The 13,399-nt window shown below is 42.0% G+C and carries 11 protein-coding genes; 6 read left to right on the top strand and 5 right to left on the bottom strand.

Annotated elements, in window-relative coordinates; all coding sequences use genetic code 11:
• Window position 1: 1 nt before the first annotated feature.
• Genes RA178_RS01595 through RA178_RS01585 form a run of 3 tightly spaced genes read right to left on the bottom strand, consistent with a single transcriptional unit; the run spans window position 2 to window position 2,567 of the window.
• A complete protein-coding gene (locus RA178_RS01595; protein WP_286991544.1) occupies window positions 2-1,258 on the bottom strand; it encodes a sensor histidine kinase in 1,257 nt (418 codons plus the stop codon).
• A gap of 49 nt (window positions 1,259-1,307) precedes the next feature.
• Window positions 1,308-1,985: a response regulator transcription factor gene (locus RA178_RS01590; protein WP_006079763.1), complete on the bottom strand. Its 678-nt coding sequence runs from the start codon at window positions 1,983-1,985 to the stop codon at window positions 1,308-1,310.
• A 60-nt stretch (window positions 1,986-2,045) separates the two neighbouring features.
• Window positions 2,046-2,567, bottom strand: coding sequence for a tudor domain-containing protein (locus tag RA178_RS01585; protein ID WP_263266939.1), 522 nt, complete (start codon window positions 2,565-2,567; stop codon window positions 2,046-2,048).
• A gap of 484 nt (window positions 2,568-3,051) precedes the next feature.
• Here RA178_RS01585 and RA178_RS01580 point away from each other — a divergent pair, with 484 nt between their 5' ends.
• Window positions 3,052-3,216, top strand: a complete 165-nt coding sequence (locus RA178_RS01580; RefSeq protein ID WP_105251095.1) for a hypothetical protein — start codon at window positions 3,052-3,054, stop codon at window positions 3,214-3,216.
• 38 nt (window positions 3,217-3,254) lie between these two features.
• Here RA178_RS01580 and RA178_RS01575 read toward each other — a convergent pair whose 3' ends face one another.
• The gene (locus tag RA178_RS01575) at window positions 3,255-3,971 is read right to left on the bottom strand and encodes an EAL domain-containing protein (RefSeq protein ID WP_306684255.1); all 717 of its coding nucleotides are present in this window, start codon (window positions 3,969-3,971) and stop codon (window positions 3,255-3,257) included.
• Between the two features lie 253 nt (window positions 3,972-4,224).
• Between RA178_RS01575 and RA178_RS01570 the strand changes: the two genes are divergently transcribed.
• The 4 genes from RA178_RS01570 to RA178_RS01555 all read left to right on the top strand — a co-directional run bounded on the left by RA178_RS01570 (window position 4,225) and on the right by RA178_RS01555 (window position 9,241).
• Entirely contained in the window at window positions 4,225-4,944 is a 720-nt protein-coding gene (locus tag RA178_RS01570; protein WP_306684254.1) for a fimbrial biogenesis chaperone, read from the top strand.
• Between the two features lie 21 nt (window positions 4,945-4,965).
• Window positions 4,966-5,454 carry a CS1 type fimbrial major subunit gene (locus RA178_RS01565; protein WP_168826436.1) on the top strand — a complete coding sequence of 163 codons (489 nt, stop codon included), beginning with the start codon at window positions 4,966-4,968 and terminating at the stop codon, window positions 5,452-5,454.
• Window positions 5,455-5,558: 104 nt separating this feature from the next.
• Window positions 5,559-8,027: a fimbrial biogenesis outer membrane usher protein gene (locus tag RA178_RS01560; RefSeq protein WP_306684253.1), complete on the top strand. Its 2,469-nt coding sequence runs from the start codon at window positions 5,559-5,561 to the stop codon at window positions 8,025-8,027.
• Window positions 7,988-9,241 (top strand): hypothetical protein, encoded by a 1,254-nt coding sequence (locus RA178_RS01555; protein ID WP_306684251.1) that lies wholly within the window; start codon window positions 7,988-7,990, stop codon window positions 9,239-9,241. Before RA178_RS01560 ends, RA178_RS01555 begins: the two co-directional genes overlap by 40 nt.
• Here the strand turns inward: RA178_RS01555 and RA178_RS01550 are convergent.
• Window positions 9,238-9,876, bottom strand: a complete 639-nt coding sequence (locus RA178_RS01550; protein ID WP_306684249.1) for a response regulator — start codon at window positions 9,874-9,876, stop codon at window positions 9,238-9,240. The two genes, RA178_RS01555 and RA178_RS01550, sit on opposite strands and share 4 nt — an antisense overlap.
• A gap of 163 nt (window positions 9,877-10,039) precedes the next feature.
• Here RA178_RS01550 and RA178_RS01545 point away from each other — a divergent pair, with 163 nt between their 5' ends.
• A complete protein-coding gene (locus tag RA178_RS01545; RefSeq protein ID WP_306684247.1) occupies window positions 10,040-13,399 on the top strand; it encodes a response regulator in 3,360 nt (1,119 codons plus the stop codon).

Raw genomic sequence — 13,399 nt, 5'->3', positions numbered from 1 at the left:
CTTAAAACTGAATAGTGACGACTAAGCCAGGATGATTATCCGTGAGATTAATTTTGGCATTGTGCCGTGAGAGAATCGCTTTGACCATAGATAATCCTAAACCAGTGCCCTGTAAATGTCGGCTAGGGTCGAGGCGCACTAAGCGTTCGAATACTCTTTCTTTACTCTCATCTGGAATACCAGGTCCATTATCGCGGATCTGAATTTGTGGGCCTGACTGAATAATCTCAATCCGCGCACCTTGGCCAGAATACTTCATCGCATTATCGGCAAGATTATATAAAGCTTGGAATAATAAGTATTTATCACCAAAAACCTTATGATCTGTCAGTAACGATAAACTCAAGGTTTGCTCGTTAGATTCAGCCACAGCATCGGCCATATCCAATAAGTCGGTACACAGTTGAGCTAGGCTTAGCTCCTGCAAATCGAGTGTCTGCTGACCTTCTTCGATACGCGTGAGCGACAACATGGCATCAAACGTCGCTAAACAATGATCGAGCTCCTCGGTCAAAATGGCGCAACCTTCGCTAATCTCATTGCTCGGCTTACTCGCCAACTCTTCAATACCAATACGGATATGTGACAGTGGAGTACGTAAATCATGGGCAATATTATCGGTCGCACCACGCACTGCCATCAGGTTATTTTCGAGAATATCCAGCACATTATTAAACTGCAGCGCCAACATATCGAACTCATCCTGACGCCAACTCAAGGGTAAGCGGGTGTCATAGTGACCACGTTCAATCTGTTCACTCAAACGGTTGTATTGCACTAACCTCCGCAAAATAGCCTTAGAAAACAGATAGCCGAGCGCTAAAGTCAACACTACGGTAAGCATGACAGCCGTCGCGGCGGCACTGATAAACTTATCTATTAACGTCGCTAAGTTATCGGTACGGGTCGCAATCAACACTGGGCCGTAGCGGGTCATCACCAGACCGCCGGTAAGAATATGCAGCTTATCTGGACCACCGGTTAAGATAGGAAAATCCCGCGTTTGCGGCAGCATAGGCATGCCTTCTGGCATAAAACTCAAGGCACCGACCATATCGTAGCTATTACGCCAAGCGATCAGGGCCGTTTGTGGATCGGCGGCGCGGATTTGAGCGGCAAAACTACGGCGATCAACCGTTAGGGCAAGTTGCTGATAACGTTGGGTCTCTGACTCTAAATATTGAGTCACTTGATACTGCTGCTCAATAATCAACTGCCGATAGAGGGCAAATAGCAACGCCCCGATGATCACTATCACTAAGGTCGAAAAAACGATTGTGATGCGCCAGGCGCTGCTTTGGTAAGGCTTAATGCCTTTGTCGTAAGCGATAACCCGCTCCCCTCACGGTTTCGATAAGCTCGCCATGGCCTAACTCTTCAAATTTACGGCGTAATTTTGCGATATGCACATCGATGACGTTCGTGCGCGGGTCGAAGTGATAATCCCACACTGCTTCGAACAATAAGGTGCGGCTAATAACTTGATTAGCATGTTCCATGAGATACTTAAGTAGCTGAAACTCTTTCGGCTGTAGCATCAACTCCTGCCCGTCTAAAGTGACATTACGGGTCAGTAACTCCATCTTCAAACCACCAACAACGAGATCAGTTGTCACAGGCACAGATTGCCCACGGTGCATCAGTTTTTCAGCGCGGACTAATAACTCGGAGAAAGCAAACGGCTTAGTCATATAGTCGTCGCCACCTGCCCGCAAGCCTTTTACTCGCTCATCGACGTGCGCTAAAGCGGATAAAATCAGTACTGGTGTTTGATTACCCGTTGCCCTTAAGGCGGCCAGCAATTTTAAGCCATCGAGCTGAGGTAACATGCGGTCGAGGATCACGAGATCGTACTGACTACTCGTCGCGAGTGACAGGCCTTGATGACCATCGCTCGCTGTTTCGATATTGTGGCCCTGCTCAAGAAATCCTTTGACGATGTAATCAATCGTCGTCGCATCATCTTCAACTAAAAGTATTTTCATCTGTATGTTGCGCTCCTCAATCTTAAGCACTCGTGTGAGCACTCGATTGACTTAGATATTTCAATCCCACTTGAGTAAAGGTAACGGTCGTAAATTTTCGACATCAAAGGCCAACTTAAACTTACCCGTATCGTCTAGCAGCTTAAGTTCTAAGTAACTGATACCTAAGTCGTGGTCTAATTTTGCTTCGGTTAAAAAGGCTTTATGATCTTTAGTGGCCTTAATGATTAGACCTGAAAAGGTTTGATCTTTTGCCGCGATCATACGCGTTGCCTCAACCTCACCCATATCATCGGCGCTTACTTTACTCGCCTTTTGTTTCAGTAACTTACCATCACGGGCACGATATTCAAACCGCGTTATAGAGTTTGCTAAAGGATTAATCAACTCAAATTGATAGACTAATTCACCCTCTTGCTCTTCCATATGAAATTCGGCAATCACACCGGAGAACCCTTTTTCAATCTGCTGCATAACGCTCAACGGCGGTACATAGTCTCCACCCGCAAACATCGAATACATGCTCTGAGCCGCCGTTGCGACACCAGATACCAACATGAATCCTAGCAACCATAGTCTCATGGCCCCTCCATATAAATCAGCTAAGTTTGTATCTTATGAGACAATCAGTTAGAAGTCGATGGACCTATTGCGCCTGTATGCAATTCCAAGCTAATCCCTCACAATTTACCACTGGATATAGCATCACACTGTGTCAGCGTTAACTCAGGTTCGGCCATCAATTGATCTAAAATCCAACGTCAACAGAACCTAAATCGCTGATAAGCCAAACACTCAATCATTTTGTGGCTAATGTGTTAAGTCTACCTAATACCAGCTTAAACACCGATGGAAACAAGATTAAGCTTTGATCATCTGAGGATTTTTAAACATGACATTTTCAGTGATAACCCTCAATTTCGCCATTTAGAATCAAGAGGATTGAATTTTAGTGGTTATTTTAGTCTATCTGTGTCATTAAAAAGTGGAATTGGCAAATAAATCGCCCTCGACTAAAGTCAGATAACTTAGTGTCAGGTAACGGTATTTTTAAATCGGAGCGAAAATGAAACCAGTCATACGATGGATAAGCTTAAGCTTGTTATTAATAGCAGCATTAAGCGCTTATGCCTATGGCAGCGCCACCAGTGCATTGGTGTTCATCATCTTAGGTATGCTATTGGAAGGGACATTTTGGATTGGATTACTCGGTAAGCGAAAAACGAAATAAACAGCCTCAGTTAATTTGCAGCTAATGCGTGATTCGCCCTAACGAGCCCAGTGCGAAATCGGCGCAGGCATAGCATGGGCATACCCCTGTTGATAATCGCATCCCAATAAAGTTGCCACATCAATGTGCGTCAAAGTCTCCACACCTTCACAAACAACCTGCATTCCTAATCGCTGTAAATACTCAACTAAGCTCGTCAACATACGCATTGAATGTGAAGAGCGACAAGCTTGCAGCAAAAGGGAACGGTCTAACTTGATGACATCATAGGGCAATACCATCATACGCAAGAAATTACATTCTTGGGTGCCAAAATCATCCAGTACGATGCTGGCTCCTCGTGCCCGTAACATTTCAATCAATTCATGCTGTTTATCATCTAATAAAGTGTGTTCTAACACTTCAAACCAAATTTTGATGCACAGCACTTTTGCTTGAAGCAACAGCATTTGTAATAAATTTTGGTAAGTCACACTGTATGGCATGGGATTTAAATTAATGGACAGTATGCCAACGCCTTGATCGGCCAATCGAGGTAAGTCTTTGATAATCGACCTCAACATCCATATATCAATGTGCAAAGCAGCATTTTTATCTAATAATAAAAAATCAATACCTGTATATGCATGACGCTTGGCATCCCAACGGCGTGCAAGTGCTTCATATCCTATAACGGTTTTATCAACCCCGATAATAGGCTGATAAAAAGGCATAACCACATCAGACATAATGCAGCTTGCAATATCTTCACTCACTTTTTTACGCTTAACTGACAGCATAGATACCTACAGAATATTAATATATCTGACTTATTTTTAACTAAATTGGCACTCGCTTCTATCAGATAAATCCTAAAAACAAAAAATCACTGCACTTTATTATAGGACTATTCCTATTAACGCATAAAAATCACCCATATAAAATACAGCTAAAATGTTGTTCCAATCGAACAGCAACATCAACCCAAAATGAAATCAAGGCAATTCAATACAAGGTAACTCAATAATAATGCGATTATATTTAGCGCTTTTTGGTATTATTTTTTATAGCTCTCAAGTTTATGCTGCGGCAGAAATAAGCATAGGAACCTTATTTGACTATATGCCTAGCAATAAAACCACTTATTTGAAAAAAATAATGAACATAGGCGATTCAACCGCATTTATTAAAATATCGATTAACGAAATAAAATATGATGAAAATGGTCTGCCATACGAAGTACCTGAACAAGAGACAGAAAACCGCGCCTTGATAGCTAGCCCGTCTCGCTTAATTATTCCAGCCAAGGGAGTACAAGCAACGAGATTGTTATTCTTAGATAAAAAAGACACAGAACGTTACTTTAGAGTTCGCTTTGTACCAGTTCAGCCAAAAAACAATGATGGATTTGATGCGCAAAAAACTGAACAAACGCGTGAAGAACTCACTGCTGGAATACAAATACTAACAGGTTACGGGGCATTTTTATTTATCACCCCAGAAGAACCTAAATACTCAACTGAAATAACGGAAGACACAAATAGCGCAGAAATACAAAATAACGGGAATACGACTATCATTTTAGATTTTTTTGAATCATGTAACAAAAAAACCAAAGAGTGTTCCACTGCGACAAAATTGCATATTTTACCCGGTTCAAAAAAACAACTGGTAAAAAATAGTAACGAAAGCTATCACTTCCAATTGATTGAAGGTGATAAAACCAAAAGCATAGTTATTGGTAACTAATGCATCCTAAAGGAGACTGTAATGAAAATATGGAAAGCGGCCCCAATAACCTTATTAGTGGCCATGAACTCATTTGCGGCTGAAAAGATTGAACATCAAGTCACTGTGATTGCACAAATTCCGTCAGAGAACTTTTTTGTGCAACCAACAGGCAATGATAACTGGATCAACAGCCAGCAAAAGTTAGCATATAACGCCCATACAAAAAAGCTAGATCAATTAAATAAGCAACTAGAAGTTAAAAGTACTATTGGTGCTATTACGGGTTACTTATCAAACCCAGCCATTATCGCCAGTGGCAATGATAATATTGCACTAACAGTTAAAGTGGGCGGTATTGAACTGAAGACATCTGCGACTGAATTAGTCGATGTCGACAATGCTAAAACGGGTAAAACCCTTGCACTAGAGATCATTCCTACTGCGCCAGCAAGCGGCTATGTAGCAGGTAACTACCAAGGCATGGTCAATATGATTTTCGAATCGGAAGCGCCAATTAAAAAACCATAGAGATTTATTAAGTTAAATTTCAAAAAAGCTCCCGCGAAGGGAGCTTTATTAATTTTCAAGTTAACGACTCATGCTTTTCATTTTTTCGATATGAGGCAACACACTTGTCATCTTTGATCCTGACGATTCTGATCGCAACGCTAATCTTTAGCTCTTGCTCTTTGGCGAATAACACGCCATCGGACTCGCTCAAGCTGCTAAAGCAATATCAAGACTTGCCTGATGGATTTTCTGAGCATTTTTTCAATGCCCCATTAACAGTAAGAATCACCATTGATAATAAATTGCTTGGCGAAGGTGAAATAGTGTTAGGACTCGATACCAGTGTACAACTATTAAAACTTATTGACGTGAGCGAAAGCGATCTTGACGAACGTCAGCAACAATTATGGGTAACACAATTAAACCAAAAACATAAGTTGGGTTTGTGCCCAAAAGGCTGTCAGGGCGGCATATTAGCGATTGAATATAATTTGGAGAACTCTCAATTATCTATTTTAACGGCCAATATCGAAAAACAACCATCAAGCTCGCACTACTATGCCTTGCCTGAACAGGGAAGCTACGGCGCGCTATTTCGACAACAACTCAATTGGAGTCAATCCAATGAGAGCGATTACGCAGGCCGTTATAATTTGCAAGCCCAAGCAAGTTTAGGCCAGTGGACCACACTACTTGAAGGTGAAGTCACTCAAAATAATGAAGAGACACTCAACTCGACTATTCAACAGTTGTATACAGAACGTCAAAACGAAGGACGCTTCTATCGACTCGGGTATTTCTCCCCTTATGCCCAAGGTTTAATTCGTCAGCCCATCATTTATAGCGGCAGCTCACAAGCAGTGATGGGCGTGATGTTGGGTGACTCTAATCAGTTATTGGTCGATCAAGCCTATGCCAGTGCCACACCCATTTATGTCACTCCGAATCGTGCAGGTGTGGTAGAAATCTACCAAAATGGGCAATTGATCAACTCGCAACAGATTAACGCAGGCTTACAAGCCATTGATACTAAAGTATTACCATCTGGCATATATGAAGTTGAAATTCGGATTCTAGAAGATGGCCAAGTCACTGAACGTCGTCGAGAAATCATTAACAAACCCATTCAATGGCAAAACACTGAAGAGCCCTTTCGGGTGAACTTGTTTGCTGGAGAAAAGTTACAAGAAATAACGAATTGGGATGATGAAAGCAGACGCGGACTCAGCACGGGGGCACTCGCAAACTACTTATTAACACCGGCGATCATCCTTGGCGCTGCAGCTCAATTTATGGATAAAGGTTGGCACTACAGCATTTCGGCTGATTGGGACTGGAACCAACAACTGCGCTTTTTTGGTAATTGGGTGATGAATGAACAACAGGGCAGCGATTTTGATTTGCAAGCAGTTTATAGCTACAGGCAAGGTAGTTTTGTACTCAGCCATCAGCAACAACTCAGCCAATCGCAAAGCAGTGATATTACGAACTCTAATCCCAAAAAGACGAGTGCATCTCTGCAACATAACTTAGGAAGAGGTCACTCTATTTCCGCCTATTTGTCACATCAATCCGAGCAAGGTCAAGGTATTGACTTAGGTTGGCAGTACAACGGCAAACTCTGGGGACGCCAAATGAGCTGGAGTTTAAATGCGTTCGATCGTCCCGGCAGCATTAACACTTCAGGCCAGCGCGACCAAGGCGGAGCACTTTATTTCAGTATGAACTTAGGCGATCAAACGCGTCGAATGGGTGGTGGCTTAGGCAGCAGAACTTCACGTTCTGGCGGGCAAGAACAGCATGCCTATGTTGATTACCAACAGCAACTAGACTGGCGTGGCATTGAAACCATAGGGATGGGACTAAACACGGATAGCTATGGTGTTGGCGCAACCGCCAATAGCCGCTTTAGCAACAATATTGTTAGCGGGGATGCCTATGCACAGTCATCGTCCTATAACAGCAGCATCACAGGCGGCATAAACCTCGATAGTATGGTTGCACTAGGGCAACAAGGTGAACTCAGCATCTCAGGCCAAAGCCAAAACCACGATGCAGGCATGATAATCGATGTCATGGCTGATACCCCAGACATCCTTTTACAAGCAGAAGATGAGCACGGTGGCAGTGTCACCTTAAAGCCTGGGCGCAACTTAGTGCCAGTGACCGCCTATCGCAGTGGTAGCGTACAACTCGCCATACAGGACTTTGATGACACACCTTCAGTCATCCAACCGAGCGTATTGCATTACCACCTCAATAAGGGAGGCGTCAGTTACCAACAAATCAGAGTCATGAAGACTGTCACTGTGATTGGCCGCTTAGTGAATCAACAGGGATTGCCGCTTAAAGGCGCGCTCATAGCCAACCATGCGGGGCGCAGCTTGAGTGAGGCCGATGGCTTTTTTGCCGTCGAAATGAGTGAACACCATCCGAGCTTGCAAGTGGAGTATCAAGGTATACAAGAGTGCAACCTTGAACTCGATTTACACCGAGTGAAACGTGAACAGAACCTATTGCTATTAGGCAATATCACTTGTAATGCCCAAACATGGGCACAACAAACATTAACAGAGAACCTAGCCAAGTGAATTATCGTTACGCTTTATATACTTTGATGGGATATCTACTACTCAGCCAATTAACAGAAGCGGCTACCATTCAAGTCACCGCTGAATATAAACCTGCGCCCTATGATATTAATGGTAGTAAGTTTATTAATACCACCCCTTGCTCAGTACCTGAAGATTATACTGGTGATTTTTGGTGTAAAGGAACTGCTTCTCTAGAGAAAGAACAAGCCATCAGTATACCGACAAACATCACCTCAAAACTCATTAGTAATGATGGTAAATTAGAACATGCGATAACATATCAAAAATTTACCGGAGAGAAAACTATTGAATTAACTAAGGTAGGAAGTGGCAATGTCCATAAAATGAAGTTTCAATTAACGCAAATAGGAGCAGCTCAAACACCAAATATAATAAAAGAGGCTGGTACGACTGGAACGTACTGGACTGAATTTAATGTGCAAGGTGATTGTAATTATAGATTAGGAATGTGGGCAGGTGCTTGGGCATTTGATTATTTCTACGACATAAAAAATGCCAATCAAAAATCTGGTGGCGTGTGTTATTACAATAAATTCAAATCATCTTTCTCTTCAGACAAAATCACTCTTAGAAGAGTTTATATTGGCTATAAACTGCAACCACCAGACCCTTTAAAAATGGAAAATGGCACTTATAAGGGTAGCTTAACATTGAACCTTGGACGCAATAAAGATCTCGACTTTGGTGACGCTACTTATTCAGACTCGACAGTTACCATAGAATTTACCTTAAGAGTAACACATCAACTTAAGGTAGAATTCCCTGCTGGCAGCAATAAAGTGATATTGCAACCGCCCAAGGGCTGGGCACCATGGATAAACAGCGGTAAAACTCCACCTAACTTAAAGGCTGAATTGCCATTTAGACTCTGGAGTAGCGCAATATTTTATGTATCATTGAGTTATTGCCAATATCAAAACGATGGCCAGTGCCAACTTAAAAATATTAAAAACAGTCACAAAACAAATATTGAAATCAGTTATATCAATGGTGAAGGAAAATCAATACCTCTATCAACAACAAAGTACAAGTTTATAAATACTGATGGAAAATATATCAATGTTGCAAGAAAATTTTTATTTGAAATTAGCAAAACCAACTTAACTGAAATGATGAAATATCCAGGAAGCACTTACCAAGGGGATGTGACGATTATGTTCGAGGCTGAAATTCCTCCATTTTTAAATTAAAACAAGCCCTGCTGCTGTGCATAATGAAACAACTCACTGTCACTCTTTAACCCGAGCTTTTGCATCGCACTGGTTTTTTGGGTGCTAATGGTTTTTACACTGCGGTGTAAATAACTGGCAACTTGCGTAACCGACATGCCATTTGCCAGTAAACGTACCACTTCTATTTCTTTCAGTGAAAGTTCAACTGGGATGGCATATTGATTAATACCTTGTTCATTTAATAATTCACGAACGGTTTCGCCAATGTAAACAGAGCCTAACAATACTTTTTTAACTGTTTTTTCTAATTCGGCAATGACTGATTTTTTTAATAATAAGCCTTGTATTCCAATCTGTAACAGCGCTTGTAATACACCTAAATTATGCACTTGCGTTAACACTATTATGGGTAAGTTTGGATATTTTCGTCTTAGCAGTTTAATCATGGCCATACCATCGACATTGTCATCATTAGGCATACTAAAGTCTGTGATCAATAAGTCACATTCATGTTGTTCTAATGTACGCCATAATTCAGAAACATTATTTGCTTCAGCAACAATGTTACAACTTGGCTGCATTTCAGCCATCAAACTACGCACGCCAGTGAGTATAATAGGGTGATCGTCGGCAAGGATGATCTTAAAAGCCATATATAACTCCTCGTGATAATGTGAACTTATGGATGCCTTATCTATACTACTTGGCATCGGTGTTTTTTTCGAGACTTAATACACTTTGGTCATAGAGATGAGTGCTACTCAAAAAATGCGTTACCAACTTCTTTGCATCTTCAGTTGCTTATCCCTGCTATGCATGACTTTTATCACTCATGCCGAACAGCCCAAAACCACAACAATTAGAGTAGGCGTACTCGCCAATGGCTGGGGACCTTTTCAACAAATTAATGACCAGATAACAACGGGATTTAGTGTCGAACTCATACAACTGCTCGCCAAAAATCTTAATTACCAAATAGACTGGAAGGTTTATCCCAATTGGATGAGCCTCTATTCTGCTGGCTGTAATGGGGAAGTCGATGTCTTGCTTGACGCTTTTCGCACTGTTGAACGTACTCAATGCCTTATGTTTAGCCGCTCATACTACACCTCCCCTACTGTTGTCGTTATTCGTTACGACAGCCGATTTTTTCGCGATGTGAGTGAATTTGGCCAAGCTCGGATTGCCGTTGAAAAAGGATTCTCGACGGAGAAATTAGTCAAATTGCATTATCCAACCGTAACAGAAGTAACATTTTCTAATACAGAACAAGCACTTTCCTCCGTCATTGATAAAACGACCGATGCCTATATCGGTAATCTTCATGTTGCTAACCAATACATTAGCGCACACCCTGAACTTCTTATCGTTGCCCAAGCCCCCCTGATGATGGAAAACTTACATTTAGGGATCACGAAGAACAATAGCCTGCTTGTAACACAACTCGATAACGCCTTAATGGCTCTGAGTGTAGAAGAGCGCAATGCTCTCGAAGTGACTTGGCTAGGTATGGGCGATCTTCATTTTTTAGGCCACAGTAATTTTCTACTTAGACCCAATGAACGCGAATGGCTGGCAGGTTTACCTTCACTCAGAGTCGGATTTGTAAGTCATTGGATGCCATTCTCTTCGGTTAACAATAAAGGCATCTTGGTTGGTTTACTTGCTGATTATCTTGAACAGTTCAGAGAAAAACTAGGGCTTGATTATGCGGCACAAAAAACCAGAACGTGGGATGAAATCCAAAGCGCACTCGTTAATCATGAGATTGATCTCGCCATTATTCCAACACGATTGAAAGCACAATATCCAGACTGGCACATGAGCGAAGTGTTTACGTCTTTCCCTATTGTTATAGCCACTGCCCGCAACAGTCCGCGAATCGCGGGGCTGTCAGAACTGAACTTTCAACGCGTGGTCATCACAGATAATCTACTGCTGCCAAGCATTAAAAAAGCCTATCCGAATATCGATGTTGTAGTTTCAGCCAATCCTGACGAAGGTCTGACCTTAGTCGCAAAGGGCAAAGCAGCGGCTTACATAGGTAATTTGGCCGTTGTGACTATGCTTATCGACGACAAATTTGACGATGAATTACGAGTAGCGGCACCAACGCCTTATAAAGATGAACTCGCTGTTGCCGTTCGTGAACCTTATTGGCCACTTATCCCATTAATTAACCGTGTTTTCTCCAGTATGAGTGAGAAAGAAAAACAGCAGATCCGCAATACTTGGCTAGCCGTAAATTACAGCGAAGGCATCTCTTGGCACACTTTACTTAAAACACTACTGCCGATTGCGATAGGTTTACTGCTTTTCATTGGCGGCTTAACCATAGCCTATTTAAAACTCAGGCAAGAAATCAATAAACGGCGTATCGTCGAAAATGCTCTAGCCATCGCAAAAGAAAACGCCGAGCAAGCCACTAAAAGAAAAGCTGAATTTCTCGCAGCCATGAGCCATGAGATCCGCACGCCCATGAATGGACTCGTGGGTATGGCAGAGCAACTCAGCTTTACCCCTCTTGGTATAGAACAAAAACAAATGGTGCAAATCATTAGTAATGGCGCGGAAGAAATCCTCCAAATCATTAATAATATTCTCGATTTCTCTAAAATAGACATGGGGAAAATGCGCTTAGAATCAACCCCTATTCTATTGCGTGAAGTTCTCGATAGTACGCTTAATATGGTCATGAATGATTTACGCACTAAAGGCTTAAGCCTCTACTTACACGTTGACCAAGGCGTAGCAGCACGGGTAACAGGAGACAGTCTTCGCATAAAGCAAATCCTATTCAACTGGGTAAATAACGCCATTAAATTCACTGAACGCGGGTTTATTGAAGTCTCAGTCAAACTTGAAGCCGAACAAGAAGGTCAACAATTACTGCTCATTGGCGTACAAGATACGGGTATCGGTATGAATACTGAGACTCAAGCGCGAATATTCAATATTTTTGAGCAAGCTGATGTCTCGACAACACGTAGCTATGGTGGTGCAGGTTTGGGCCTTGCCATTAGCCATACACTCGCCGAAATGATGGGCGGCGACATCATCCTGAATAGCGCCCCTCATTTAGGCACATTTATTGGTTTACGCATTCGGTTACCTGTGGTGGCTCAGAATGAATTTGATGAGCAATTACAGGAATTAAAAGCATATATCGCCATCGGCGATATAAAACTACGTCACACTTTATCTTGGCATTTAGCTTCATTAGGCATTGTATTAACAGAGAATAAAGCCAATGCAGACCTGTTGTTTACTGATAATGCTTCGGATGATCGGCAACATATACTCTGCACTCACTTTAATGAAGCACTGGGTTATAGATATCAAAATGAGCAATGTTTATTGAATGCAAATCCCTTAACATCGCAAGCTGTGAAGGATGTTTGTTACATCAACATGGGGTGGATTGATACTATTGTCTCAACCCCGCAAAGGGATATTCAATTTAAGTTTAACTGGCCAGAATGCAAAATATTATTAGTTGAAGATCATCAACTTAATCAGATATTGGTGCAGCGACAGCTGAAACAGTTACGCCTAACATGCGATATCGCAGATAACGGTGCCCAAGCGCTCGCCCTCATGCAAAAGACTCAATATGACTTAGTGTTATGCGATTGCCGCATGCCAGTGATGGATGGCTACACTTTTTGCCAACAAGTGAGATCGCAGGAAATCGAGGGGCAACATATTCCCATCATCGCACTCACGGCCAACGTGTTAAATGAACAGAAACAAAGGTGCATCGCAGTTGGGATGGATGACTTACTAGCAAAACCACTGCACTTAGATGAGCTGTATGAAATGCTTTTGAAATGGCTACCGTCTGCAAAACCAGCACTTATCGATATAAAAATATTAGAGGATGCCTTTGGTCGGGAAGAGACATTAAGCAAAATGCTATTAATGTTTAAAACTGAGCTCGAAACCTCACTTCAGGATATTCAACTTAAAACACCTCAACTTGCGGATAAGATCCATAGATGTGCTGGAACTATCAGTATGTTAGGGCTCACATCAATAGCAGAGCACGCTTGGATACTCGAAGAAAAAATGAGGCAACAGGGAAATAATAATGCTGAAGCGGAATTGGCTCAATTTCAAACGACAATAGCCCAATTGATAACTGAGCTAGACGCGATAATGCGAAATCGCACCTAA

The organism is Shewanella oncorhynchi, assembly GCF_030848765.1.
GTDB classification, from domain to species: Bacteria; Pseudomonadota; Gammaproteobacteria; order Enterobacterales; family Shewanellaceae; genus Shewanella; species Shewanella oncorhynchi.
The sequence above is the reverse complement of the archived record's forward strand: the minus strand, read 5'-3'. Positions and strand labels throughout refer to the sequence as shown.